Origin of the sequence: Christiangramia sp. 3-2217-3z (assembly GCF_051195275.1) — a bacterium.
Classification (GTDB): Bacteria; Bacteroidota; Bacteroidia; order Flavobacteriales; family Flavobacteriaceae; genus Christiangramia; species Christiangramia marina.
The window spans coordinates 226,773-253,040 of the sequence record NZ_JBNJLI010000002.1; the positions used below are offsets into that span (position 1 = coordinate 226,773).

The 26,268-nt window shown below is 38.6% G+C and carries 21 protein-coding genes and 1 tRNA gene; 14 read left to right on the forward strand and 8 right to left on the reverse strand.

Features of this window, described 5'->3' with window-relative positions; all coding sequences use genetic code 11:
* Window positions 1–4 precede the first annotated feature (4 nt).
* Window positions 5–1,153 carry a tetratricopeptide repeat protein gene (locus ACSHZO_RS04400; RefSeq protein ID WP_298246057.1) on the forward strand — a complete coding sequence of 383 codons (1,149 nt, stop codon included), beginning with the start codon at window positions 5–7 and terminating at the stop codon, window positions 1,151–1,153.
* Window positions 1,154–1,213: 60 nt separating this feature from the next.
* Window positions 1,214–1,687 (forward strand): hypothetical protein, encoded by a 474-nt coding sequence (locus ACSHZO_RS04405; protein ID WP_298246056.1) that lies wholly within the window; start codon window positions 1,214–1,216, stop codon window positions 1,685–1,687.
* A gap of 2 nt (window positions 1,688–1,689) precedes the next feature.
* Here ACSHZO_RS04405 and ACSHZO_RS04410 read toward each other — a convergent pair whose 3' ends face one another.
* Window positions 1,690–2,787, reverse strand: a complete 1,098-nt coding sequence (locus tag ACSHZO_RS04410) for a glycosyltransferase (protein ID WP_298246055.1) — start codon at window positions 2,785–2,787, stop codon at window positions 1,690–1,692.
* A 136-nt stretch (window positions 2,788–2,923) separates the two neighbouring features.
* On the opposite strand from ACSHZO_RS04410, the gene ruvC reads away from it, so the two are divergent.
* The 10 genes from ruvC to ACSHZO_RS04460 all read left to right on the forward strand — a co-directional run bounded on the left by ruvC (window position 2,924) and on the right by ACSHZO_RS04460 (window position 10,521).
* A complete protein-coding gene (gene ruvC / locus ACSHZO_RS04415; protein ID WP_298246228.1) occupies window positions 2,924–3,475 on the forward strand; it encodes a crossover junction endodeoxyribonuclease RuvC in 552 nt (183 codons plus the stop codon).
* Window positions 3,476–3,478: 3 nt separating this feature from the next.
* Window positions 3,479–4,606, forward strand: a complete 1,128-nt coding sequence (hemW, locus tag ACSHZO_RS04420) for a radical SAM family heme chaperone HemW (protein ID WP_298246054.1) — start codon at window positions 3,479–3,481, stop codon at window positions 4,604–4,606.
* An 87-nt stretch (window positions 4,607–4,693) separates the two neighbouring features.
* Entirely contained in the window at window positions 4,694–5,446 is a 753-nt protein-coding gene (locus ACSHZO_RS04425; protein ID WP_298246053.1) for a cyclase family protein, read from the forward strand.
* Window positions 5,443–5,793 (forward strand): DUF4260 domain-containing protein, encoded by a 351-nt coding sequence (locus ACSHZO_RS04430; RefSeq protein WP_295178543.1) that lies wholly within the window; start codon window positions 5,443–5,445, stop codon window positions 5,791–5,793. The genes ACSHZO_RS04425 and ACSHZO_RS04430 overlap by 4 nt, the downstream gene beginning before the upstream one ends.
* 1 nt (window position 5,794) lies before the next feature.
* Window positions 5,795–6,409: a DUF4230 domain-containing protein gene (locus ACSHZO_RS04435; RefSeq protein WP_141878924.1), complete on the forward strand. Its 615-nt coding sequence runs from the start codon at window positions 5,795–5,797 to the stop codon at window positions 6,407–6,409.
* Between the two features lie 32 nt (window positions 6,410–6,441).
* A complete protein-coding gene (locus ACSHZO_RS04440; RefSeq protein WP_298246052.1) occupies window positions 6,442–6,804 on the forward strand; it encodes an MmcQ/YjbR family DNA-binding protein in 363 nt (120 codons plus the stop codon).
* Window positions 6,801–8,579, forward strand: a complete 1,779-nt coding sequence (locus ACSHZO_RS04445; RefSeq protein ID WP_298246051.1) for a MutS-related protein — start codon at window positions 6,801–6,803, stop codon at window positions 8,577–8,579. The genes ACSHZO_RS04440 and ACSHZO_RS04445 overlap by 4 nt, the downstream gene beginning before the upstream one ends.
* 42 nt (window positions 8,580–8,621) lie before the next feature.
* Window positions 8,622–9,626: a metal-dependent hydrolase gene (locus ACSHZO_RS04450; protein WP_298246050.1), complete on the forward strand. Its 1,005-nt coding sequence runs from the start codon at window positions 8,622–8,624 to the stop codon at window positions 9,624–9,626.
* 80 nt (window positions 9,627–9,706) lie between these two features.
* The gene (locus ACSHZO_RS04455) at window positions 9,707–10,282 is read left to right on the forward strand and encodes a PhnA domain-containing protein (RefSeq protein ID WP_298246049.1); all 576 of its coding nucleotides are present in this window, start codon (window positions 9,707–9,709) and stop codon (window positions 10,280–10,282) included.
* Window positions 10,283–10,290: 8 nt separating this feature from the next.
* The gene (locus ACSHZO_RS04460; RefSeq protein WP_298246048.1) at window positions 10,291–10,521 is read left to right on the forward strand and encodes a VF530 family protein; all 231 of its coding nucleotides are present in this window, start codon (window positions 10,291–10,293) and stop codon (window positions 10,519–10,521) included.
* 62 nt (window positions 10,522–10,583) lie between these two features.
* Here ACSHZO_RS04460 and ACSHZO_RS04465 read toward each other — a convergent pair whose 3' ends face one another.
* Entirely contained in the window at window positions 10,584–12,662 is a 2,079-nt protein-coding gene (locus ACSHZO_RS04465; protein ID WP_298246047.1) for a dipeptidyl-peptidase 3 family protein, read from the reverse strand.
* Window positions 12,663–12,753: 91 nt separating this feature from the next.
* Window positions 12,754–14,145, reverse strand: coding sequence for a dipeptidase (locus ACSHZO_RS04470; RefSeq protein WP_298246046.1), 1,392 nt, complete (start codon window positions 14,143–14,145; stop codon window positions 12,754–12,756).
* A gap of 284 nt (window positions 14,146–14,429) precedes the next feature.
* On the opposite strand from ACSHZO_RS04470, the gene ACSHZO_RS04475 reads away from it, so the two are divergent.
* Window positions 14,430–14,511: transfer RNA gene (locus tag ACSHZO_RS04475), tRNA-Leu, on the forward strand.
* 247 nt (window positions 14,512–14,758) lie between these two features.
* Window positions 14,759–15,874, forward strand: coding sequence for an alkene reductase (locus tag ACSHZO_RS04480; RefSeq protein ID WP_298246045.1), 1,116 nt, complete (start codon window positions 14,759–14,761; stop codon window positions 15,872–15,874).
* 127 nt (window positions 15,875–16,001) lie between these two features.
* Here the strand turns inward: ACSHZO_RS04480 and ACSHZO_RS04485 are convergent, their stop codons facing one another.
* Genes ACSHZO_RS04485 through pelF form a run of 5 tightly spaced genes read right to left on the reverse strand, consistent with a single transcriptional unit; the run spans window position 16,002 to window position 25,833 of the window.
* Window positions 16,002–19,952, reverse strand: a complete 3,951-nt coding sequence (locus ACSHZO_RS04485; RefSeq protein ID WP_298246044.1) for a DUF2194 domain-containing protein — start codon at window positions 19,950–19,952, stop codon at window positions 16,002–16,004.
* Window positions 19,949–21,910 carry a hypothetical protein gene (locus ACSHZO_RS04490; RefSeq protein WP_298246043.1) on the reverse strand — a complete coding sequence of 654 codons (1,962 nt, stop codon included), beginning with the start codon at window positions 21,908–21,910 and terminating at the stop codon, window positions 19,949–19,951. Before ACSHZO_RS04490 ends, ACSHZO_RS04485 begins: the two co-directional genes overlap by 4 nt.
* Window positions 21,903–22,715: an endo alpha-1,4 polygalactosaminidase gene (locus ACSHZO_RS04495; protein ID WP_298246042.1), complete on the reverse strand. Its 813-nt coding sequence runs from the start codon at window positions 22,713–22,715 to the stop codon at window positions 21,903–21,905. The genes ACSHZO_RS04490 and ACSHZO_RS04495 overlap by 8 nt, the downstream gene beginning before the upstream one ends.
* Window positions 22,702–24,318 (reverse strand): exopolysaccharide Pel transporter PelG, encoded by a 1,617-nt coding sequence (gene pelG / locus ACSHZO_RS04500; protein ID WP_298246041.1) that lies wholly within the window; start codon window positions 24,316–24,318, stop codon window positions 22,702–22,704. Before pelG ends, ACSHZO_RS04495 begins: the two co-directional genes overlap by 14 nt.
* Window positions 24,319–25,833 carry a GT4 family glycosyltransferase PelF gene (gene pelF, locus ACSHZO_RS04505; protein ID WP_298246040.1) on the reverse strand — a complete coding sequence of 505 codons (1,515 nt, stop codon included), beginning with the start codon at window positions 25,831–25,833 and terminating at the stop codon, window positions 24,319–24,321.
* Window positions 25,834–26,268: the final 435 nt, after the last annotated feature.

Below are 26,268 nucleotides of genomic sequence, written 5' to 3' on the forward strand. Positions count from 1 at the left end.
TGATTTGAGATTTTTGCTAACCCTAACTTTTACTGTAATTGTCCTGCTGCCCGCCTATGCGCAGCAGGACATTTTAAATAATGCTGATAGCCTTGCAGCCGTTGGCAATCGTGAAGAAGCCATTCAATTGCTAACAGACCTGCCTGATAAAGATGCTAAAGTTCTATTGAAACTGGCGAAATTTCAGCAGTCGGAAGGAAATATCAAAGCCGCACTTGAGAATTATAAACAGGTAACTCAACAACATCCCGAGAAGGTTTTAACGATGCAGGACTATGGAGAACTTTTACTTGAGAATGGAAAGCTTGAGCTGGCTGATAGTATCTTCAGCAATTTAAAAGAAAGATATCCTGAAAATGCTGGCTTTACCTATAGATTAGGACTTGTTAAAGAAAAACGCAAACTGGATACCCTGGCTAATCGTTTATTTTTTGAAACCGTGAGTTACAATTTTTCACATCAAGGTGCATTATATAAAACAAGCAAATATCAATTAGCTCGCGGTAGAAAACATGAAGCGATTGTACTTGCGCAGGCTGGTTTAAAAAAACGTCCAAAAAATGTAAGTCTGTTATCTATTCTGGGCCAGGCCTATATGTCCACTTTTCAGTTTGACAAGGCGATACCGGCGTTTAATACGATCGTGGAAGAAGGGGAAGCTTCAGAATTTGTACTGGAAAAGCTCGCAAAAGCCTATCGTATGACCAGCCAGTTACCAAAAGCCTTGGAAACTTATAAGCAAATGCTGGACATCAATGATATGAATAGCGCTGCGCATTCTAATATAGGTGTCATCCTGATGGAGATGGACAAACATAAAGAGGCGAGAGAACATTTCTACAATGCCCTGTTTATAAAAAATCCCAGAGTTGACAAAGAGTTTCTGAATCTTGGACTGGCTTCAAAGGAACTCGAAGATTTTAAAGAGGCCTACCGATTTTTCAAATTTGCGATCGAAGAAAATGAAGAGAACGAAAGAGCTTTGCTGGAACTGGCGCTTACTGCCGACAGGTATTTTGAAGATAAAAAATCTGTGGCTGAACATTACCAGCGATACCTTGACAGGTATGCCGGAAATGGAAATGCTGCTATGATCAAAATCGCAAAATACAGGTTGAGTGAGCTTAAAAAAGAGGAGCATTTTTCGGAATAGCAGATAATTTTCCTAACCTGCTAGATTTCACTATTTTTGGAATCCGAAAGCTAACTTTTAATGAAGAAGATATTATTCGCAGTTGCCATTTCAGTTCTGTGCTCCTGTAATTTCGAAACCAGGAAAATTTCTTCTGAAGAGGTTCTGGAGCAGGAATCACGCACATTGAACTGGAAAGAAGTGGATGAATATCCCGCTTTCGAAGATTGCCAGAATCTTACCAATCTTGCCGAAGCTAAGAATTGCTTCGCACGACAGGTCTCTACAACAATTTACAGTCACCTGGCGAGTCAGCAACCCGTAGTGACCAAAAGCATTGACGATACACTTTTTATTTATCTGGAAATCGACAAGAACGGGAAACCGCAAGTTGAATCCATAGAAGTTGATACCACAGTGACCAATCAATTACCAGAAATCAAGAACTGGATCAGGCAGAGTATCGATTCCTTGCCTAAAATTTACCCGGCCAGTAAAAGAGGAATTCCTGTATCTACTGTGTTTAAAATGCCGGTAGTTGTAAAAGCCGAATAAATCTATTTCCGGTAATCTCTTCCTTTCCACTTAAAACCTACGAATAGAGAAGTCAGCGCAATTCCTGAAGCAAATAAAGGATAAGCAATACTACTCCAGGCATAACTTCGCATACTTGCCTTCCTATCAAAAAAGACCGCAGCTTTATAGATCAACATAAAATCCAGGTTAAACTTTATAAGGAATCCAATCATAAGCCACTGAAGATAACTGGCGTCGAACAGGCAAAGCACTAGTCCTATGATTATTGCAGCATTCATTAGAAACACGGTCAAAGCAGCAAACCTTGCAAAACTATCTTTGTAACCGGCAGATTTTGCTGCCCAGCGTAAACGTTGCTGTATAAAGCTTCGAAGATCTTTCTGCGCTGCGGTTGTTACGATCATGTTAGTGCTTCTTATAAAATCGATCTTTCTTTCGTGTTCTTTAAATTGCTGAAGTAAAAAAACATCATCACCACCTGCATAGTTGCTGGACTGCTTATATCCTCCAACTTCCTGGAACGCTTCTTTCTTAAAGCATAGATTTGCAGCATTACATATAAACGGTCTTTCCAATCCAAAAGCACCAATCGTAGTAGCCTGCAAACTCATAAAATCCATGAGATCAAATTTTCTGAATAGTGGATTTTCAGGATGAACTTCGTCGAGTATCACCGGAGCTGCAATTAGATCTGAATCCTGAGACTCTATATAATTATTAAATCCCTGCAACCAGTTTTCAGGAACTTTACAATCGGCATCTGTAGTGACTAGGAATTCAAATCTGGATTTATGTATGCCGACTTTAATAGCATCCTTTTTTGCTGAAACGGATTCTCTCTGGTTTTGCAAGAGCTCGATCGAAAGTTCAGGATGCATTTCGCCAAATTCCTGAACCAGTTTTTCTGAATCATCTTCAGAAGAGTCATTGATCAAAAGGATCTCAAACTTGTTTCTCGGATACTTCAAATCCTTCAGAGAGTCCAATAAAGCGGGTAAATGGAACTGCTCATTTCTAAATGGAATAATGATAGAAAAATCGGTTTCAGAAGTAGAAACAGAAGAAGGATTAGATTTTAAATTTCTCCATCCATATAATAGTAATAGGAGTAAAATCATATAACACAGACAAATGCTGGCTAAGATGTAGACAGGAAGCATGGCCATAAATTGCGATCGCCAGGTTTTAATTGATTAGTTTTGCAGAAGTCCAAATTAGGCAATTTTAGTGAGTAGCACGACAGAGAAAAAGACGATACAAGGAGAAAGGATCATCCTGGGAATTGACCCCGGAACTACGATCATGGGTTTTGGTTTGATCAAGGTGGTTAACAAGAACATGATCTTTATTCAAATGAATGAGTTACAGCTCAACAAATACAGCGATCATTATGTAAAGCTGAAACTTATTTTCGAGAGAACCATTGAACTTATAGACACCTATCATCCCGATGAAATTGCTATTGAAGCACCGTTCTTCGGTAAGAATGTGCAATCCATGTTAAAACTGGGTCGGGCGCAGGGAGTCGCCATGGCCGCGGGATTATCACGAGAAGTTCCCATCACAGAATACCTTCCGAAGAAAATTAAAATGGCGATAACAGGAAATGGAAATGCCAGCAAAGAACAGGTTGCAAAAATGCTGCAAAGTATGCTGAAGATCGGGGAACTTCCGAAAAACCTTGATGCTACAGATGGTCTGGCTGCAGCGGTTTGCCACTTTTATAATTCTGGAAAAACCGAAATTGGCAAAAGTTACACAGGCTGGAGCGCGTTTGTAAAGCAAAATCCGGGTAAGATCAAATAGATCATGAGCGGAATCTATATCCATATTCCATTTTGCAAACAGGCATGTCACTATTGTGATTTCCACTTTTCCACCTCTACAAAGAAGAAGGGGCAACTTGTTGAAATGCTAGGCAGGGAACTGAAATTGCGAAAAAATGAAATTCCCGGAACTATACAAACCATCTACTTTGGAGGTGGAACTCCTTCTCTACTCTCTTCGGAAGAACTTGAATCGATCTTTCTAAGCATCAACCAGAATTTCGAAGTATCAGACAGTGCCGAGATCACTCTTGAAGCAAATCCCGATGACCTCTCGGAAGAAGTTTTAAAAGTGCTGAATGATTCGCCAGTAAACCGGCTTAGTATTGGTGTGCAGTCCTTTTTTGAAGCAGATCTGAAATTGATGAATCGCGCACACAACGCAACAGAAGCATTGGAAAGTCTGAAACTTGCGAAGCGATATTTCGATAATATCAGTATTGATCTTATTTATGGAATCCCCGGACAGTCTGATAAGCAATGGATCGAGAATCTGGAGATCGCTCTGGAATTGGACATTCCTCATATTTCCAGTTATGCACTTACCGTAGAACCAAAAACAGCACTGGAAACTTTTATCAAAAAAGGAAAGATCCAACCGGTCACCGACGAGAAGTTCAGAAAGCATTTCGATATCCTGGTGCAAAAACTTACAACCGCCGGATTGGAACATTACGAGTTTTCAAATTATGGAAAACCAGGTTTTCATTCAGAAAATAATATGGCTTACTGGCTGGGCAAAGCTTACCTGGGAATTGGTCCGTCTGCCCATTCTTATGATGGCAAGACCAGAAGCTGGAACGTGGCGAATAATTCATTATATATTTCAGCACTAGCAGAAAATAAAATTCCGCAACAACAGGAAGTTTTATCGCTGACAGATTCATATAATGAATATATCATGACGAGGTTACGCACAAAATTCGGCGTAAATTCAGAAGATATTCAACGCAACTTTGGAAAGCTTTACGAACAACATTTTATAATGGAAGTTCAGGTTTTCCTTGAAAACGGACAAATTGAAAAGCGTGATTCCGGATTTCATATTTCTGAAAAAGGTAAATTTCTAAGCGATGGAATTGCTGCAGAACTCTTTTACCTTGATGACTAAAATTTTGGTGAGTCTCAAAAATATCAACTTTACAGCTAGCCTATTATCGGTTTACAATCTTACATTTGTTGAGCATATTCATTTCTTATGATCGCCAGCATACATTACCAGAATTCAGATTTTCGTGTGGATCTTTCCAAACCTCTGGATATTTCCATTAGTCTGCGTGGCGATGAAAAAAATCCAATCGCCTGGTATCTGGAACATCCCGAGATCAAGCCGGTTATTGATGGTAATTTTATTGGCAAAGTAAGTGCCGGCGCTTCAGTGAATTTTAACAATATCAGCTTTAATCCTCACGCTCACGCCACGCATACCGAGTGTGTTGGTCATATAACCAAAGAAACGAATTTTATTCAACAGCATTTAAAACGTTTCTTTTTTAAGGCAGAAGTGATCTCTTTAGAACCGCAAACTGCTGGTGAAGACCGTATTTTCAGAAGAGCACAATTCGAAAAAGCTTTAAAGGATTCTACTGCTGAAGCGATCATTATCAGGACGCTACCAAATTATATTGGTAAGATCTCCAAACATCATTCTCATACGAACTGGCCATATCTGGAAGAAGCTGCGGCTAATTTTTTGAGAGAACAGGGAATTGATCACCTGCTTATAGACCAGCCTTCTGTAGATAAAGAGAAGGATGATGGAAAACTTCTGGCTCACAAAGCTTTCTGGAACTACCCGAAGGAAATTCGTTACCATGCCACGATCACAGAATTGATTTATGTTCCAAACAAGATCGAGGACGGCGCCTATTTTCTAAGTTTGCAGCCGGCATCTTTTGAAAATGACGCAGCACCATCGAAACCGGTCTTATATAAAATCCTCGACAGATGAAGCTTAGTTTGAAAATCGAAGAATTTGCAATGCTTATTCTGGGTATTTTTCTCTTCACAAAACTGGATTATAGCTGGTGGTGGTTTGCAGGCTTATTTTTAGTTCCCGATATTGGCATGTTGGGTTATCTTGCAAGTGATAAGATTGGTGCATTTTCCTATAATATTTTTCATCATAAAGGAATTGCCATTGCGATCTACCTGATAGGAATCACGCTCGATAATGCATATTTACAGCTTGCGGGAATCATGCTATTTGCACATTCCAGTTTTGATCGTTGTTTTGGATATGGTCTTAAATATGAAAAAGGATTTAAAATCACTCATTTAGGTGAAATAGGTACATAATATGGAATTACTATTTATAGGACTTGCAGCCGGTGCGGTTGCTGCATACTTTATTTTTTCGATCTTCAATAAGAATCGTTCCATGGAGAAGACCAATGAACAATCTGTTGTTCTTATGGATAAGATTAGAAGCGTTTGCAAATTTATCACTGTAGAAGGTGATTTTTCTGAGATCTATCATTATGAGAATCTAAAGGAAAAATACATTAGCCTGGTCTTCGGAAAAAAGAAAGCCATTGTGCTGGTACAGGCGAAAGCCCACGTTGGTTTTGATCTGAGCAAAGTTAGAATGCAAAGCGACAATGAGAATAAAAAGATCATACTTACCAATTTCCCACAACCGGAATTATTAACGATCGAAACAGATTTTAAATATTACGATAAGCGCGAAGGCTGGGCGAATCCTTTTACGACCTCAGATCTTACAGACATTAATCGTGACGCCAAAAAAACCATCGTAGACAAGATCCCTCAAAGCGGACTCATGGAGCAGGCACAAAAAGAAGCTTTAGGTACGATCGCGCTAATGGAAAAGATCGTGGAAACCATTGGCTGGAAACTGGATTATTCAGCACTTACCATCGAAAATACGGAAGCTCCCAAACTGGAAAAATAAGATCTACTTATTTTTATTAAACGCTAATTTTTATGAATATAGACCAGTTCAGAGATTATTGTTTAATGAAGAGAGGTGTTTCAGAGCATTTGCCATTTGGTCCGGACAATCTTGTTTTTAAGGTCATGGGTAAGATGTTTAGCCTTGCCAGCCTCGATGAAGTTCCACTGAGAGTAAATTTAAAATGTGATCCCGAATGGGCTGTTCAGCTAAGGGAAGAATATCCGGAAACAATTTTACCGGGTTATCACATGAATAAACGTCACTGGAATACGTTAGTAATGCATGGTGGAGTAGATCCGGAATTGACCAGGAAACTCATAGATCATAGTTATGAGCTGGTAGTTGCAGGATTAACCAGAAAACTTAAGCAGGAATTAGATAGTTTAGAATGAAAGAACCTTTAGCTTTTTACAAGGATAGAAAGAACAAATACGAGCAGGAGAGAAAGAAGTTATCAGGAAAACTGGCGGTTTCGAGTATCCTGAGATTACTGATATTTCTCGCACTATGTGCCGCAATTTATTTTTTCTACGATCAGGTACAGATCATTGTTCCTGCGGTCATCGGCTGCCTGGCCCTATTCATCTTCCTGATCTCAAGACATTCAGGTCTTAAACGCGAAAAGGATAAAACGGAAGCTTTGATCTCTATAAACGAAACTGAGATCCACATTCTCGAAACAGGAGATTTTCTGAATTTACCAGAGGGAAAGGAATTTGATGTTGAAGATCATGATTTTAGTCGTGATATTGATCTCTTCGGAAGAAAAAGCTTTTTTCAGTATCTCAATAGAACAGCTTTAGCTGAAGGAGCCAGCAAACTAGCATCTTTTCTGCTGAGCAATGATACGACCAAAATCACAGAAAAACAGGAAGCAATCAAGGAACTCGCGAACAAAGCCGACTGGCGGCAGCAGTTTAGTGCTACCGCTACCCTGGTAAGAACCGAGAATTCTTCGAAGACCATTCTCAAATGGATTGCGAACTATAAAGCTTTTGTTCCGGCAGTTATGCGCTGGTTACCGATTGTCTTTACGACTATTTCTGTGGGAGTCATCCTTGCCTATTATTTCAGTTTTATTGGATTTTATCAGTTATTATTATGGTTGCTTATAGGAATCATGATCACCGCCATTTACGTTGGCAGGATCAATAAACTATCTTCTGCAATTGGAAAGGTGCAGGATACTTTTCAGCAATATTACCAGCTACTCGGCTTTATTGAAGACGAAAAATTTGAGTCGGTTATTCTCCATGATCTCCAGACTTCGATTGCTTCGGAAAAACGCAAAGCTTCAGAAATTTTAAAGGAATTCAGTAAAGGAATTGATGCGCTGGATCAACGGAATAATTTTCTATTTGGATTTCTTGCGAATGGATTTATGCTTTGGGATTTAAAACAATCTTACCGACTCGAAAAATGGATCCTTCAGCATCGAACAGAAGTTAGCAACTGGTTTAAAGCTGTAGAAAACTTCGATGCGTACAACAGTCTTGGTAATTTCGCATTTAATCATCAACAATATACCTTTCCGAAGATCTCTGAAGTACCAAAGGGTATAGAAGCAAAAGATCTAGGGCATCCACTTTTAAGGCAAACTAAACGTGTAGATAACGATTTCAGCATAGAAAGTGACCAGTTTTTTATCATTACCGGTGCGAATATGGCTGGAAAAAGTACATTTCTAAGAACGGTCGCACTGCAAATCGTCATGTCGAACATGGGACTTCCGGTATGTGCCAACTCCTGTACCTACTCACCTATTAAATTGATAAGCAGTATGCGTACCAGTGACTCGTTAGGTGATGATGAATCCTATTTCTTTTCTGAACTTAAAAGACTGAAGTATATCGTCGATAAAATTCAGACAGAGAAATACTTTATCATTCTCGATGAGATCCTGAAAGGCACCAACAGTACAGATAAGGCGATAGGCTCCAAAAAGTTCATTGAACGCCTGGTAAAATCGAACTCAACGGGGATCATTGCTACGCACGACCTTAGTTTATGCGAAACTGCCAACCAGTTCGAGCAGGTGAAGAATTATTATTTCGATGCCGAAATCGAGAACAATGAACTTCATTTCGACTACCGATTCAAAAAAGGAATTTGTCAGAATATGAATGCTTCGTTCTTACTTAGAAAAATGCAGATCGTGGAAGATTGAGCTACAGGTAAGTTTTCACAAGGCAATTATACTATACCACTTATGGATTCATTGACGCAAATTGTATTAGGCGCAGCTGTTGGAGAAGCTGTTCTGGGTAAAAAAGTTGGAAATAAAGCGATGCTGTACGGGGCGATCGCCGGCACCATTCCAGATCTGGATACTTTTGTAGGCTATGCTTATGATACGATCACAGCTACCGAGATCCACCGTGGCTTTTCTCACTCAATAGTATTTTCAGTCCTGTTCGCACCGGTTTTTGGATGGCTTATTTCAAAGATCGAGTCAAAATCTGCCGCAACCTGGAAGAACTGGTCATGGCTCATGTTCTTGGGACTTTTCACTCATCCTTTGCTCGATGCACATACCACCTGGGGCACTCAACTCTTCTGGCCATTCGATCTAAGACTGGCTTATAAGAATATCTTTGTCATCGATCCGCTTTATACCTTGCCGTTTTTAGTGCTGCTTATCATGGCCATGCGCTTAAAACGAGATGATCCAAAACGAAGGAAATACAATCGGCTTGGTTTAATTATTAGTAGCATTTACCTGCTATTGATCACCCCTGCACTTAAATGGATGACTTATAACAAATTCGAAAATGCTCTGGAAGAACAGTCTATTTCCTATCAAAAAATAGATACACGACCTGCACCTATGAATAGTATATTATGGAGCGCAAATATAGAAGCCAAAGACCATTTTTTGATCGCCGACTATTCCATTTTTGACACCAAACCCATAAGTTTTCAAGAAGTACCGAAGAATCTTGAGTTTGCCGACAGTCTTGCAGGTGACCCCAACTTAAAGCGTTTAATTGATATTAGCGAAGGCTGGTATACTTTCAGCGAGAAGAATGAGCAGCTTTATTTTAATGATCTTCGCTTCGGAAAACTGGATATGAATGATCCCGATGCGCCATTTATTTTCAGCTTTTTACTACAGGAAGAGAATGGAGAATTAACGGCAACTGAATCTGAACGTTCCATGGAAGATGCAGAAAGTTTACTTCCTGAATTATGGAGCAGAATTCTTGGAAATTGAATCTATTTTACTGAAAAAGCCATAAATACTTAATAAAACATGGCTTTAAACTACCTTTGCTTCTCAAAATGTTGAAATAAATGATTACTGAAGATAAATTAAGAGAACGCAGTGATTCCACCTGTGAATTGTGCGGTCAAACCGAACACCTGAATGTCTATACAGTTTCTGAAGCTCCAGAGGACCATGAAGCTGAGATCCTGATCTGCCAGAACTGTGAATCACAGATAGAAGATCCGGAAAAAGTAGAACCTAATCACTGGCGTTGTCTCAATGACAGTATGTGGAGTACCATCCCTGCCGTCCAGATCATTTCGTGGAGAATGCTGAACAGACTTAAATCTGAAGGCTGGCCGCAGGACCTACTCGATATGATGTATATGGAAGATGATTTAAAGCACTGGGCTAAAGCAGGTTTACAGACTGAGGAAACCGATATTCAGCTCGTTCATAAAGATAGTAATGGTGTGGTACTGGAAGCAGGTGACAGCGTTGTTTTGATCAAAGATCTGAATGTAAAGGGCAGCAGTCTTACCGCAAAAAGAGGAACTCCAGTTCGAAGAATATCCTTGGTTCATGATAATGCTGAGCAAATTGAAGGTAAAGTGGAAGGCCAGCAGATCGTATTGCTTACCAAGTTTGTAAAGAAAACCTAATCACGCCTATGGAAAATAAAAAGAACACTCAGCCAAACAATCCTTTGCACGGTATCAAACTTGCTGATATCCTTGATTCTTTACATGATCATTATGGCTGGGAAGGACTTGCAGAAAGGATCAATATTAATTGTTTTAAATCCAATCCTACAAAAAAGTCCAGTTTAAAGTTTCTTCGGAAGGAACTCTGGGCAAGAGAAAAAGTGGAGCGTTTGTATCTTAAGACAAACTTCAAATAGAGATATACTCACAAAAAAAAGCGGCCAGTTGGCCGCTTTTTTTTCTATAATTCTGCTAAGAACTACTCTTCAGTTTTAGCAGCTTCTTTTTCTTTCTTCACTTTCTTTTCAGTTAGGAAACTATAGTTTTCAGAATAATCAAGCATCTGCTCTTCGAAAGATCTCGGCTGAGTTACTTTGATCGAAACGATCTCATCATTCTCATCCATTTCAGCAACCAAAACAGGATTTACGAATCCGCTATATGGAGCCGATTTGAATTTTGAATTTCTATCCAGTACCTGTTTGTGAATATCCTGATCTACTTTTACACCGTAGTTTTCTACCAGGTCTTTTGCCGCCTGGAAATCACCTTCAGACTTGATTCTCTGAGTTTCCTTAAGGAGATCTCCGAACAATGAACGAAGCTTCTTGTAGTCTTTAATATCAAAGTAGATGTTGCCATCTTTTTCAACTTTTTCAATAACTCCTTCTTCCTGTCCTTTTTCGTAAACCCATTTACTCACCCATTGCCGGTTACGCATATGAGCTTCTTCAATATCCTGACCCGGCTCAATTCTTACTAACTGCGTCATCAACCCATTACGAATATAATCGTTGTAAGCAGCTTTTCCCAGTTTTTCAGAATCATCTGTAAGTCCAAGTTCTTCCAGTTTTGGATCCATCAGGTAATACAGACCTACAAGATCTGCACGACCTTCTTCTAATGTAGATGCATAGTTCTTTAAAGTTTCCTTGGTTTCTCCAACACCAGCATTCATTTGTCCTGAAGCGTGACCAACTACTTCATGCAATGCAGTATGTAGCTTATCTGCCTCTTTCCCGTATTGTTCAGAAAGTTGTACTTCTTCTTCATCATGTGCAAATTCCTTCAGTTTATCTGATCCACCTGCACTTTCGTAAGCAGAAATGATATTCCCTAAAGAAACAGATTTACTTCCATGCTCTTTACGAATCCAGTTCGCATTTGGAAGGTTTACACCTATTGGCGTACTTGGAGATGCATCACCTGCTTCACCAGCAACGATCACTGTTTTATAAGTTACTCCTACTACAGAATCTTTTTTATGCTCATCCATGATTGGTGAGTTATCCTCGAACCACTGTACTTCATTTTCAAGAACGCTCATCTTTTTGGACATATCAAAATCCTTGATCTGAACGATGTTTTCATAAGATCCTCTGTAACCTTTTGGATCATTATAAACTTCTATAAAACTGTTGATATAATCAATATTACCTTCAGTAGCTTCAACCCAGGCAACGTTGTAATCATCCCAGGTTTTCAGGTCTCCGGTAGTGTAGTAATCGATCAAAAGACCTAAAGCATTCGCCTGCTTTTCATTTTCAGCAACACCTTTTGCTTTCTCCAGCCAGTTGATGATCTCATCGATCGCTTCACCGTAAAGTCCGCCACTTTTATAAACTTTTTCAACAAGTTTTCCATTCTCCTTTACGAGCTTGGAATTAAGTCCGTAAGAAAGTGGTCTTTCAGGATTTGGAGATTTCTTTTTCGCGTAGAATGCATCCACTTCCGCAGCAGTTACATCTGGACCATAAAAATTGATGGCAGAACCTTCCAGTAATCCATCAGCTTCGTTAAGATTTACTTTTTTCGCATCCTTATCATTGAAGATCACTTCGTAAGCCTCCCCGGTAAGTTCAGTATTTGTTTCCATCAGTAGCGTATCGAAATACTCTTTGCTGAATTCAGGTTTGATCTTCGCGTTGGAATAATGATGGTGAATCCCGTTCGAGAACCATACTCTTTTCAGATAAGTTTCAAATGAATTCCATTCTTCTGAAGACTGGTCGCCTTCATAATTGGTATAAATATTTTCAAGGGCTTCACGAATTTCCAGGTTATGACGGTAATTCTGGTCCCACATAATATCTCTCCCGGCAAGTCCTGCCTGGGTAAGATAATACACTAATTTCTGCTCTTTCAAACTTAAATTCTCCCAACCCGGGATCTGGTAACGCAGTACTTTAATATCTGCAAATTCATCTACGTTTACCTCAAAATCTGAGTTCATCGCGATTTCCTGCTGCTCATCCTTATCTGCATTTTTCTTGTCCTCATTACAGGAAACGAAAGTCAATGCCGATGCTAGAAGGCAGGTACTTAATATTTTATTCATAAAAATAATTTTAGTGCGGCAAATATACTAAAACGGGAAATCAAATTCTGCGAACCTGATCCCCCGTTATATGGAAATATTGATATATTTTCTACTTTTTACTCATTTCAGTAAAATGTTTGTAAAACCATGGAATGGTTTCAATACCTTTTAGATAATTCCATATTCCAAAGTGCTCGTTAGGGGAATGGATCGCATCGGTATCCAGACCAAAGCCCATCAGGATTATTTTACTGTCCAGTTCCTTTTCGAACAGGGATACGATTGGGATACTTCCCCCACTTCTCTGCGGGATCGGCGTTTTTCCGAAGGTCTCCTTATAGGCTGCACTGGCCGCCTGGTAACCTATCGTGTCTATTGGAGTTACATAAGGATATCCACCATGGTGAGGTTTAACTTTCACTCGAACACTATCTGGCGCCAGACTTTCAAAGTGTTTTGTAAACAATTCGGTAATTTCCTTGTGATCCTGGTTAGGAACCAGTCGCATGGATATTTTTGCATAAGCTTTCGACGGAAGCACTGTTTTCGCTCCTTCGCCTATATAGCCGCCCCACATTCCATTTACGTCGAGGGTTGGCCTGATAGAACCTCTTTCCAGCGTAGAATATCCTTCCTCTCCATGAACATCTTTGATATCCAGTTTTTCCTTATACTCCTCAATGCTGAAAGGCGCCTCTGCCATTTTAGAGCGTTCCTCTTCAGTAAGATTTTCTACGTTATCGTAAAATCCAGGAATGGTAATATGATTATTATCATCTGTAAGTTTTGAGATCATTTCACTTAACACGTTCAGAGGATTTGCTACCGCACCACCGTAAAGACCTGAATGCAGGTCACGGTTCGCTCCGGTCACTTCCACTTCTACGTAAGAGAGTCCGCGTAGACCGGTAGTGATAGATGGAGTGTCTTTTGAGATCATTCCAGTGTCAGAGATCAGGATCACATCATTCTGAAGTTTCTTCTTATTTTTCTTGATGTACCAGTCCAGGTGTTCACTTCCTACTTCTTCCTCACCTTCGATCATGAACTTTACATTACAGGGCAGTTCATCATTTCTGGTCATGTATTCCATGGCTTTTACATGCATATACATTTGTCCTTTATCATCACAGGCTCCCCGACCGAAAATTGCCCCTACAGGATGAATATCGGTTTTTTGCACGACCGGTTCAAAAGGCGGAGAATTCCATAGATCCAATGGATCTGGTGGCTGCACATCATAATGACCATATACGAGTACAGTTGGAAGGTCTTTGCTAATAATCTTTTCAGCATATACCACAGGATGACCTGGAGTTGGAGCAACTTCTGCAGTATCGCAACCAGCATCAAGTAGACTTTGCTTTACAGCTTCCGCAGCCTTCAGCATGTCTTCCTTGTAATTGGCATCTGCAGATATCGAAGGAATCTTCAGTAATTCCTTTAATTCATCGACAAATCTCTCTTTATGTTCTTCAAGGTATGTTTTTATAGAATCCATGTACTAATTTTCAGGTTTGCGTAAAGTTATAAAGAAGTCGGCGGAAAATTGGTCTCAAAGCTCTTAGTGTTTTCATAAGAAAATAAATTTTATTCAAAATCATTAAAATTGATCTTTACTGAAAATCAGAAACTTAATTGTAGTCACTAAATTTTAGCTGAAATTTTTTTTAATTTTTTTCAGGAAGACTGTTTGAAAATTGAAACTTATCTTTATATTTGCACCCGCTTAAGTAATTAAGCAGGGAATCACAACGAGTCCTAAGTGTTGTGAAACTTTAAAATGCGGGCGTGGTGGAATTGGTAGACACGCTAGACTTAGGATCTAGTGCCGCAAGGTGTGGAGGTTCGAGTCCTCTCGCCCGCACAACGAAAAAGCTTCAGAGAAATCTGAAGCTTTTTTTTATTCCCATTTCCGAAGAAAACCTTACAATTAAATCTCACCTCATTAGATTTCTTACAACCGGCCAGAATTCCAGACTACGTCAATTTTGCCAATTGCTTTTAGAAAATCTTCTACAGCTTAACATGCTTTAACAAGTCCAGTTATTCCATGTCAATTATTTTCCCTTTCCCAGGCCATAATTTTGTATTCAATTTTTAAGAATTAAATCATGAGTACACAAGCATTATTAAAAACATATAATTTAGGGGATCTGGAATTAAAAAATCGCGTCATCATGGCTCCTATGACCCGTGGTCGTGCAGACAATCCAGAGAAGAAAGCTATTCCTGAACTCCATTCAGAATATTACCGGCAAAGAGCGAGTGCTGGTCTAATTATTACTGAAGGTTCACAGGTTTCAAAAGATGCCGTAGGATATATTAATACTCCGGGAATTCATACAAATGAACAGGTTGAAGCCTGGAAGGATGTAACCTCAGCAGTTCATAATGCTGATGGAAAGATCTTCATCCAGTTATGGCATGTGGGTAGAATGTCACATCCAGATTTTCATGGAGGTGAATTGCCTTTGGCGCCATCTCCCATCAATCCGAATTCGAAATCATTTACACCAGAAGGTTTTAAAGATACGGTTGTGCCCAAAGAAATGACCTTAGAAGACATCAAGCAAACCATTGAAGATTTTAAGCAGGCAGCTAAAAATTCTATGGAAGCAGGATTTGACGGAGTAGAAATACATTCCAGCAACGGATATCTTTTTCACCAGTTTTTCAATGCGACTTCCAATCATAGAAACGATGAATATGGCGGTTCTATAGAAAAAAGATCAAGAATACTTTTTGATGTTCTGGATGCGGTCAAGGAAGTAATGCCGGAAAATCGTATCGCTATTCGCTTAAATCCTTCCATGCATGGCCTGTTCGGGATAACTATGGATGAAGAAACCATCCCTACTTTCGATTATATCATCAAGAAGCTGAACGAATACGATCTGGCTTACCTTCACCTTTCTGAACCTTTTACAGACGTTTCTGAAATTTCTTTTGCTGAAACAGATATCGCGAAACGTTATCGCCCTATATACAAGGGAACATTAATGATCAATACGAATTTTGATAGGGAAAAAGGGAATGCCGTGATTGAAGATGGGGATGCAGATCTTGTTGCCTTCGGAAAACCATTTATCTCTAATCCAGATCTTGCTGAAAGATTTACACAGGGCGTTGAACTGGACTCCTGGGATGAAGATACTTTTTACTCTGGTGGAGCAAAAGGCTATACCGATTACGAGGTTAAAACTGAAAGAGCTGCAGTACTTCAGTAAAAATTGGAAGTTTAATACTAAAAAAAGTCCTTCAGAAATTTCTGAAGGACTTTTTTTTGAAATGAGTTCGATGTTATGAATGATAAAATTGAATCCTTAAATAGTCAAACTTAATTTTAGTCTCTCATTAGTCAAGGTAGTAGCGTAATCCAACGCCAAAGTTGTTAGAATAAAAGTTCTTTAAAGTATAGAATTCCAGGCTACCTGTGAAATACAGTTTATCATCAAAAGGATAGCTAAAACTACCGCGGTAACGCTGAAAATTATCAGAAAAAGTATCGAGGAAATATGCCGCATCAAGGCTTAGATTAATATCTTTATTTAAATTCCCAAAGGTATATCCAGCTCCAAAACCACCGTACAATCTCTCTTTGAGTGTCCAGTAAGGATAGCCACTACTTTTATCATTATTACCAAGTAATCCGGCAACTTCCGTATAGGCAGATATTGCAGATCTTCCATTGCGATATATTTTTCCGTAGAAAGCAAAAGCAGCAGTAGCGTCAATAGTACCATCATCGTCATAATGATTTCCTTCCAGATACAGAGTAGTTCTAAAAGTTTCATTGATCCTTAACTCCTCGTAGATATTAAGCTGACTCTGGTAAATCTCCAAACCATACGCTCCTCCGGTAAGCGCAGGTCGCCTAAACACAGAAGCTGAACTATAAAGGCTGTCCTTGCTAATACTAGCTCCGGCGCGAATATGATAATACACATTCTCATCCTGGTCCAACTCCAGCCTCGCACCTGCCGTGAAATTGAATTTTCCAGGTTTTATAGCTGTTAGAAATTGATAATCGAATCCATACAAGCTACGATCTATGTTATTAGGATATATTTCTGTTACTGGCACTTCGTAAGCCTTGGTTTGAACCAGGCTAAAAATATGCGTATTGTAGGAACGATCTCTCAATCCATAACCAATCTTTGTTTCATAATAATTAGGATCCAGCCTGTCTGCCACCATATTCCCATTTAACTGGATAAAATCACTTTCTGTAGTTCTAATATTCTTTTCCAAAAGCGCTGATACCTTGCTCTCAAAAAGATCAGGATTTTCCTCTAATAATTGTTTTTGCTTGTCGCTATCTATAAATACCACATCTTTATTCAACTGCTTTCTGAATTCTGTTTTCTTAGCAGAAGCTGTCATGGAATCGGCAATTTTCCAGGCTTTAATGAAATTAGCCTCTGAAATATAGTAGGAGACTAAAAACTCCTGAATCTCTTCGAATTGTTCATTTTCAGGACTAATTTGAGCATATAAATCCTCAATTTCCTGTGTTTTGCTCAATTGTGCCAACCAGTACATTCTGGTCAAAACCGGTAAATCTGTGCTACATTCGCTCCAGGCTAAGGCCATTCTATAGCTTCCCTGGTTCCCAAAAGCATACGCGATCTCTGTGGCTAACGACTTTAAATCATCATTGCAGGCTTCTATATTTATCAGTTGCTGTGTGGCTTTGGCCGGTGAATTACTCAACAACCAATTCATATAAAGAGGATAACCTCTTTGCCTAATTTCTGCTTCATTTCCCTCTTTTAAATACCATTGATCTATGGTCTCTGCGTCTATCGTCTCTGCACAACCTGCCCAGGCGATCGCTTCTTTATAGTTCTGCCTGTCGGCATAAAACCAGCTAATGGTCTCTGCTGAATTATGATGATTGGAACAGGAACTTTCAGTGAAGTAATTTGCTGCTTCATCGGGATATTCCTTCAGAAACATTTCAATATAATTTCGAACATTTTCTGATTTGTTTGAAGCGATCAATTGCTTGAATTCAGCAGAATTTAATTTCACTCCATTATTATTTCCGAAGTAGCCGATATAATCGAGTTTCACCTGTGGATCCTCTGAAACCGCAACTTTTTCACCCATCCAGAATTTCCGGGTCTGCATATCTGGATAATCACTGCCTTTTACCAGCATACTTGCCAGCTCAACATATCGTTGATCTCTATTGCTCTGCTCGTAACGGATATTTAACAAGGGCCATATTTCTGCCTGCCTGTTCTGCCACCCCAGATAACGGGCGAGTTCAAGCCATACATTTTTAGAAAAGGAGTTCGAAGATATCAAACTTTGTTTTAACCCATTGATTTTTTCTGAAATGGAATCGTCTGCCGGAGTTTCTTCCAGATTGACATAATTTTCGAACTGTTCTGCCAGTGAAACTTTTAAGGCTGAAGTGTTCTTCGGAAAATATGGAATAGTAACTTGTCCAGTCTCAGATTTCAGCATGTACAAATTCCCGGTATGCAGGTTTGTTTTTGAAAACTCAAATTTCTTGGAATTGAAATATTCTTCGATCAGCGTTTTATTTTGATCATTCACATAAAGAAACCACCAATTCTCATTTTCTTTGCTTGTTCTTACCTTAACTTCCCGATTGTCAAAACTATACGAATAAGAAGCATTTCTCCAGGCTTCAGTAATTTCAGCTGCATTCTTAACTGCCAGAAACCGCATTAACGGGAACAGCTTTTTTGTTTGTTTGATATAATTTTCAAATCGTGGATACAATCCAAGAGAACCGTTTTCAGAAATTTTCCAGCCCAGCTGTTCCTGATTTCGATATTCGTATGGCGGTTCCTGCTCTTCAAAACTTGATGGAATTTGATAAATATCGTCTGCATGTATAAAATGTGACCAGATACCTGTATATAAATATAGATTTTGCTGGTTGTATTGATTGGCTACATCCATGATATATCCACTGGTAATTCTTGGGAAATTATAGAAATGAGTGTTGAATGGTTCTGGGTCGAATTCCCGAGATCCACCATCTTCAAAATTACCCAGGTACAGGCTAGCGTTATATTTTATGGAAGGAAACACTTGTTGTAGCGCTGCAAAACCCAGACTATCTATATTATTGGACGGCGGAACATAGCTTAAAGGTAGCTTTCCATAGTTCCTGATCTGCCACCTCTTTTTCGCGGCTTCCAATCCCAGGACCATAAAATCGTAATTTGGCCAGTCGTTCTCAACAAGTGAAGCGTGATTATAGCCATGAAAGGCGAGTTCATGATCAGAATTCTTCATTTGATTCATTAGCCAGTCAGATGCGATGACTGTTTTACCAGATTCTCGTTTTTTTGAGCTTTCCCATTCTTCAAAAGTAAATGGTGGTGTGGTCTGGTTTCGGTAATCAAAACAAACATAACCGGAATAAATCAAGCCCTGTTCCTTGGCAAGATTTAGCATATCTGGCCACCAGTGATCTGTATAGAAGTTGGCTTGAGTCACGGACATTTCGGTATGAACAGGCTCCATAGCCATGTTATATAGTGGCGCAGGAAAATCATCCAGAAAAATGCTTGTAGTATTTGCTACGGAATATGGTATTCCTTCAAGTCCATGCAAAAGAATACTAAAGAGTAATCCACGATCGCGTTTTTCAAAGGCCTGAGAAGTGTTCATCAGGATCACCTTACCATTCCCAAGATCATTCTGAAGAATTGCCGGGTAGTTTGTATCACTATTTGCGGTAGCCAGTACTTTAATATCAGCAGAAAAACTTTCTCTGTTTAACCCGTTCAGTAGAGTGGCCTTCTTAAACGCCTTGTTTTTAAAATTTGGAAGAATATGATTGGGAGCCAGGTAACCGGTAGCCTTTGTATCAATTTGTTGAACGCCATCAAATCTCACTCCTGCAAGAAAGTTAAATTGCTCCCCCGAACTTAAAGTAGGCAGCAGGACCATCCCTCCATTTTCAAGAAATTCAAGGATTTGTTTAAATGCTTGCTTATTCAGGTCATCGGGATTCGTAAGAATAACTATGCGATTATTTGCCCCGAAGGCTGGTTTGGAATTAAATTCATCCAGTTGAATAGCCGTAAAGGGAATTTTGGAATAATTAAGTGTTTTATGAATGTTCTCTTTATAATTAATACTGGTTTTATCCTTTGGATCCAGGATAAATGTCACCAAAGGGTCTTTACTATAAGATTCATAACTTATACGTTCTGTTCTTTTACCCGTCTCCTGCTCCTTGCTATCTTTTTCACAGCCAGATATCAATATAATACTAACTAAAAATATGATAAACCTACCTCTCAAATTTCTCACAACAACAATTCATTTATTTTACTGGAATTCGGAATATTTACAATTTCAAAAACCTGTACCGAAGGACCTTCGTAAACCAATTTCAACTCTCTTCCTCTTCGTTTTAAGATCTGCAGATTCCTTTGTACTTCTTCCGAAATTTTAGGATTCAGTTTTTCCGGAACAAATACAAAAACACTGGAAGGCAAGATTATTTCAGGATGGGTTTTTAAATACTCCTTATCAGCCTTATAACGTGCAAAACTTTTATCTTTTTGGAGATATGATGCGTTAAAATCTCCATAACTCAGAAAGTAATGCAAGCCGCGGCTTACCCGACCATTAATAGATGTGTTCACCACAGCATAAGAGTAAGGCAGCCTGCTATTCTCGATCTCATAATAAGCCTGAAGAATATCTTTTTTTGTATCAAAAACCTCGCTGGTCACACTGGCCTTACTTTCTCCAACATAAAATAAACCTCCGGTTAAAATTAGAACGACACTAATTTCTGCAAAGTTGGAAGCGTTCAATTTTTTAATCAGACTATAAAATGGCAGATAGATAAGATAGAATAACAGTCCAATTAGTATTGGCAGAAAGACCCCTATGAGTTGTAGCAAAAGATCATCATCCAGAATGGGAATATCCAGGACATATATCGTGAATAGAAACAGGACAAAAACAAGAATTGCTAATATAGACCTCCATCGGGAAGATTTTCTGGCGATCATAAAGCTTGCAGCAATTCCCAAAGCCAGGTTTATACTTATGTAATACCACACTAATTCTGAAAATGGAAGAATAAGGTTTGGTGTATAGGTATAATAATCAAATGAGACTAACTTAGACACTAACAGATTCACAAAGCTTACCTGCAGGAAGTATGAAACAACGAGATAACACAAGAGGACTAGTGCGGCACTAACAAGATATGCCGTTAAAGCCCGTAAATTATACGCTCGTTTTTCAGCTGGGTTAATAACAAGACAAATGAGAATAAACGGCAATAGGACGGCCAGAGCTATAAAAAGATTAATAAAACTTAAAGCCAGAACACCAATAATGTTCCAAAGGAAATAATTCGATTTGTTTTGACGGAAAGTTGTGGGATACAAGTTGAAGATCATTAACGGCAATGCCAGAGTCATGGAGAGAAAGACCGATTTATGTTGCAGAACAGAATCTATATTTAAGGGAATGATGGTATAGCCAAACCCGAATACCAATGCCGCAAGTAATCCAGGGCCATGTTTATGTGTTATCTTATATAATGCCCAGTATATGATCACTGCCAGCAATGCCGACTCGATAAAGCCAGCATTACTCAAGGCCAGCATATCACTAAGACCTGAAATCTTTGCGTATAATGATATGATCGCATAACCACCCATAGAATCTGAAACAACACTGAACCAGGTTTGTTCTGCAATGGCTTTTACTTTATCCAGATCTTCATACCAGGATGAACTTAAAAGGTAATTATCATACTGCAGCAAATAATACCTACTCATAAACATAGCGGCGAAAATGAACAGAGCAACTCCAATTTGCCAGAATTTTGTTTTTTTAGCTTCCAGAGTCTGCGGTTTTCTTTTTCTGAAATTTTTACGCTCTACCAATGACCGATTAGCCTCAAACCTTATTACCACATATAAAATTAATCGGCTGTAAATCTTCTGAAGTTGAGCTTTGAGTGGTTTTTTTAGTTTTAGATTTAAAAAACTCAGGACAAAGAATAAGCATATGATCATTAAAATTAGCATGGTATCGAAACCATTGATCTGTGTTAGAAATAAACTAACAATGATCGCTGCGGAAAGTCCCATTACAAACCTGGGGACAAAAAATTCGATTCCCGTTTGATAAGATAATTTTACAGCAGTTAACCTGTATAGAATGTAAAAAAACAGAAAGAATAAAAGAATTCTTAGTGGTCCCAGTAAAGTTGCACTGAACCAGAAATAAACATCACTCATTTTCCGGTAGGTTTTGAAGCTCAATTTCACCAATAAAGAGATTTGCCTGATAAGGCTTCAAACGCTTTTTCACGGCCTTCTTAAGAGCTGCACTATCTGCATATTCTATCATTATAATAGGTAATCCAAAATCCTGAGCCACGCTTTTCAAATTGTCAATTCTTTGATTGAAATCTTTCGATTCTCTCATTCTATATTCTGAAGTTTCAAAATTATAATTGGTTGCTACAGATTCTACCGCGATTGAACTTACATACTCTTCGGTTTCATCAAGCGCTTCAAGTCCAGCATTCTGCATTAAATGTGATTTTGGGAATTTTGCTTTAACAAGTTTTAGAAAACTCACGAGCGCAGTCAGTTTTTCTGGGGTTGGTCCAAAAGAAGTGTAGTTATCTATATTATCAAGGAAGAGTCCATCAAAACCTTTAGTTTCCAGATTATTTCTTACGATTTCAAAAATTGTTTGGCGTGTTTGTTCATTCTCCAGGTCGAGCACGTAGCTGTTCCAAATATCGTTTTTTGACAGCGTATACTCTGAAATCTCCTTATAATGTGGAGCAGCTTCATTTACTTCTCCAAAACTTACGTAAGCAAGAACATTCTGGTTGTTAGATTTTAAAATTTTAATGTCTTCCGAAGAGAAATGGGCGCTTTCTAATATTACATAGTCATAACCCCGAACGAGTTCAGGATCAAAATCACCATAATTTACAAGCACACGTTTTGCGGTTTCGTGCTTACATTTAGAGAAACTGAAGATTGAAAAACAAACCAGACCCATAACAAAGTATTTAATATGCTGCATAATAATAGTAATCCAGATTCTTAAAAAACTGCTTCGTATATCTAAAGGTTACCAGCATAAAGACCAGAGACCCTAGCATTAAACCAACAACCGCATACTCATAAGATATGAGTCGGCTTAGTATCACTCCTGATATGAAATTTGTTAACAACGCAGCGATAATTGCTACCAGCGGTTTCCGGTTTTGATTAAGAGTATACAGATACAGCGTGTTTAAAACACCTATAGTAAGAAATATATAACCTATACTCCCTAATATGCTCACCTTAATACTCAGTTCTGAAAGTGCCTCATCAAATCCCGCTTTATAACCCCAGGGCTGGGTCATGATAAGATATAATAGGATCGCCACTCCCATCGTTGTGAAAAGAAGCAATCTCAAATGACGATGATATAAACCCGTCATTTTACGATTGAACTTCTTAAATTTTGAGTAAGTATGTATTAGCTGAAAATAGTCCAGGTGTCGGTTAAACGAGCTAATACTGTATTCCAGCACTCCACCCAGTAAAAAGAAGAACAGAATGGCGAGATCCATGCCTATTTCATAATCCTTTTCATAGTAGAATAGATAAGGTATTTCACGATTAGTAGAAGATGACCATGCGATAATCCTATCCATAAAGACGAAAAGGAAGAAGAAAATTCCGTATAAAAAATAATTAAAGTTGCGGTAAATAGACAAAGTCACTTTTGGTTCTACAATGGACTTGGATTTCTTCTTCTTTAAAGTATGTTTTAAGAACCATTGCAAATATAAGATCGAGGTTAAAGCCGCGACAACTATTCCTGCCCAATGGAGAAAATATACCGGGACTTTAGTGAAAAAATGTAAAGCAAGTGCGAGTGCAGTTCCTAAACTTATGCTCACCGTGATCATCCAACGTTGCTTTAATGCATATAAGGGCGCCAGTACCAAAAGCAGGAAGCCAATAAATAAGGAATAAGAAAAACAGATGATCACAAAACTAATAGAATATAAAGGTATTATAAAATTAAGCAAGGCTGAAAATATGAATATAACCAGGATGGTAAGCGTACCGTACTTTATGATATTGAGAACCGAGTGCCGGGCCATATAAAAATCTTCATTATACCAATAATAGGAAACCTGTTTTCCAATTACCTGCACAAATCCCCCGGTAGCCACGAAGCCCACAATTACACCAAGAACTACGGCAGTAGATTGCAGGTTATTGAATTTAGAAAATGTCCATAGAGAAATCCCGAAAAGCACAATTGAAATCACCTGTATCGCAACCGGCAAAAAGTTCGAGATCCCAGATCCATTCTCAAGTATAAATTGTTTGACCGCACGAGATGAAAAATACGAGGAAATGGCAATCTTCTTATAATTCTTGGCCTCAACTACTCGCTGCTTGTCATTCTTTAAATCATTATAAGCTTTTAAACCGAAGATTTTATAGATATAGTTCGCAAGACTTAAAATACTATCAAAGCCAAAATCTTTTTCAACATCAACTTCCCTAATGCCTAAAGATTCGATAGTGGCAATCACTACATTTAAATTTACCGGTTTCCCGTTGCGATCTTTAATAGCAATGATGAGATGTGCTACAGCTTTTCTTTGTTCCGGGTTCATCTAAAATATTTCCACAGGTTGGTTCTCCACTTGATGTTCATTTAGAAGTTGTTCGTAAACATCTTCATATTGCCGTATAAATTTCGAGATCGTAAAGTGATCCAATACGCGTTGTCTTGCGTGGGTTGCCATTTTCGAGCGTAAATCATGGTTCTGTAATAATTCTATGACTCTATGCCCGATTTCCTGGTCATTTTTCGGTTTGCATAAAAAGCCGCTGTTTTCGTCGAGCGCTTCCTTAACTCCACCTACATCTGTAGAAACAACCGGAACACCACAACTCATACTTTCAATCACTGTATAAGGAAAACCTTCAGAAATAGAAGTAAGAATAGAAAGATCACCTTCCGGGAAAATATTATGCGAATCGCTTCTTGGTCCCATAAATATAAAATTCTCCTTTATTCCCAGTTCTTCGATTAAATGCAGACAGGTATCTGTATATTCGGGAACCGCTTTGTCATCACCATAAATTAGATATTGAATATCTGGAATAGATTTTTGAACTACGGCACACGACCTGATCATGGTGATCACATCTTTAAGCTCGAAGATCCTGGCAGCTGCAACAACTGTCGGAACATTTTGAAGATGGTCTGGTTTTGGTTTCGGCTTGAATTTATCAGAATCAATCCCATTATATATGATCGAAATCTTGCTGGGATCTGCTCCATACATTTTCTCCCATTTAATATTGAATTTATTTACTGAGACAATAGCTTCAGACTTATAATAGGCCAACCTTGCTATAGCTTCTGAAAAGCGTATTAATAAACGTTTCAGAAAAAATGGATATTCAGAATTGTTTAAGGCGAGTAGTCGCTCTCTTATAAAAACACCGTGCTCGGTAAGCATGATTTTCGTGCCATACTTATAATGCGCGATTAAAGCTGGTATCACAGGAAATCCTGAAAGAGTTAAATGAGCGATATCACATTTAGGGACATCGGTGATGGCCAGTGGAATTAGAAACCTATAGATCCATCGAAGCCCAATGGTAATATCTATCAAAGCCGCATCTGGATTATAGTCCCTTACAATATACTGGGACATGATCTCACGGTAAGCCTTCCAAACAGGTTCACTTCGCATCGTTTCCTTGTAATCATAATCTTCAAAGTATAACCACAGAGCTCTAAAAACCTCATCCAGATGTTCAACCTCGAAATTATCATCATAAATTAAATGCAACAATTTTGAAAAAACCGGCACAAATTCACGCTCCACAATCTCATTCGTGGTCCATTCCTTTTTACCTACGGTTTTGTAATATTCGTCTCCATAGCTAATATAATCATAAGGTTCATCTGGAGTCCATAATGGAACCTGAACCACCTGGGTAATATTAGGGCTCAGATCATATTTTGGTGTAGTTTCAAAATTGGCATTAATGGAGTACAATTTAAAATTCACGTTACTTACCTGGCTACATAATAGATGCGCCCAGGTGGAAACTCCACCACCATTGAAAGGATAGGTTCCTTCCAACACCAACATTACCGACTGCTTCCCCATAGCTATCCTGTAAGAATTCCGAAAATACAATTAAAATTATAGAATAATGACGTCCTGAATTTAATCCAATGGATTGAAACCCGCTTTAAACGCAAGGGAAATCTACGTATGAAATACTTTTTTAGATTCCTGCGAGCTCGTATAATTTTGTTAAAATTTCGCTGCTATAAGAAAGCGACTTTGTGACCAATAAACTCCTCAGAAAATCATCTCATCTAAAAATGCGAAATAGTTATAGACATTGATATAGCTATCTTAATATTCTGACCTTAAAAGAATAAATTGATTGAGAAAATGAGAAATCCTTATAGCTTTCGAGAAAATTCCTGATAGATTTTTGTTTTTGAAATAGGGAATGAAGTTATTGAAGAGGTTGATGCAGATCTTTTTGCCTTCCGAAAATCATTTATCTCTAATCCAGATCTTGCTTAAAAA

Coding starts and splice junctions, on each gene's coding strand:
- ACSHZO_RS04405 (WP_298246056.1), top strand. CDS start 1,214: ATGAAGAAGATATTATTCGCAGTTGCCATTTCAGTTCTGTGCTCCTGT.
- ACSHZO_RS04410 (WP_298246055.1), bottom strand. CDS start 2,787: ATGATTTTACTCCTATTACTATTATATGGATGGAGAAATTTAAAATCT.
- hemW (WP_298246054.1), top strand. CDS start 3,479: ATGAGCGGAATCTATATCCATATTCCATTTTGCAAACAGGCATGTCAC.
- ACSHZO_RS04425 (WP_298246053.1), top strand. CDS start 4,694: ATGATCGCCAGCATACATTACCAGAATTCAGATTTTCGTGTGGATCTT.
- ACSHZO_RS04430 (WP_295178543.1), top strand. CDS start 5,443: ATGAAGCTTAGTTTGAAAATCGAAGAATTTGCAATGCTTATTCTGGGT.
- ACSHZO_RS04435 (WP_141878924.1), top strand. CDS start 5,795: ATGGAATTACTATTTATAGGACTTGCAGCCGGTGCGGTTGCTGCATAC.
- ACSHZO_RS04440 (WP_298246052.1), top strand. CDS start 6,442: ATGAATATAGACCAGTTCAGAGATTATTGTTTAATGAAGAGAGGTGTT.
- ACSHZO_RS04445 (WP_298246051.1), top strand. CDS start 6,801: ATGAAAGAACCTTTAGCTTTTTACAAGGATAGAAAGAACAAATACGAG.
- ACSHZO_RS04450 (WP_298246050.1), top strand. CDS start 8,622: ATGGATTCATTGACGCAAATTGTATTAGGCGCAGCTGTTGGAGAAGCT.
- ACSHZO_RS04455 (WP_298246049.1), top strand. CDS start 9,707: ATGATTACTGAAGATAAATTAAGAGAACGCAGTGATTCCACCTGTGAA.
- ACSHZO_RS04460 (WP_298246048.1), top strand. CDS start 10,291: ATGGAAAATAAAAAGAACACTCAGCCAAACAATCCTTTGCACGGTATC.
- ACSHZO_RS04465 (WP_298246047.1), bottom strand. CDS start 12,662: ATGAATAAAATATTAAGTACCTGCCTTCTAGCATCGGCATTGACTTTC.
- ACSHZO_RS04470 (WP_298246046.1), bottom strand. CDS start 14,145: ATGGATTCTATAAAAACATACCTTGAAGAACATAAAGAGAGATTTGTC.
- ACSHZO_RS04480 (WP_298246045.1), top strand. CDS start 14,759: ATGAGTACACAAGCATTATTAAAAACATATAATTTAGGGGATCTGGAA.
- ACSHZO_RS04490 (WP_298246043.1), bottom strand. CDS start 21,910: ATGAGTGATGTTTATTTCTGGTTCAGTGCAACTTTACTGGGACCACTA.
- ACSHZO_RS04495 (WP_298246042.1), bottom strand. CDS start 22,715: ATGCAGCATATTAAATACTTTGTTATGGGTCTGGTTTGTTTTTCAATC.
- pelG (WP_298246041.1), bottom strand. CDS start 24,318: ATGAACCCGGAACAAAGAAAAGCTGTAGCACATCTCATCATTGCTATT.
- pelF (WP_298246040.1), bottom strand. CDS start 25,833: ATGGGGAAGCAGTCGGTAATGTTGGTGTTGGAAGGAACCTATCCTTTC.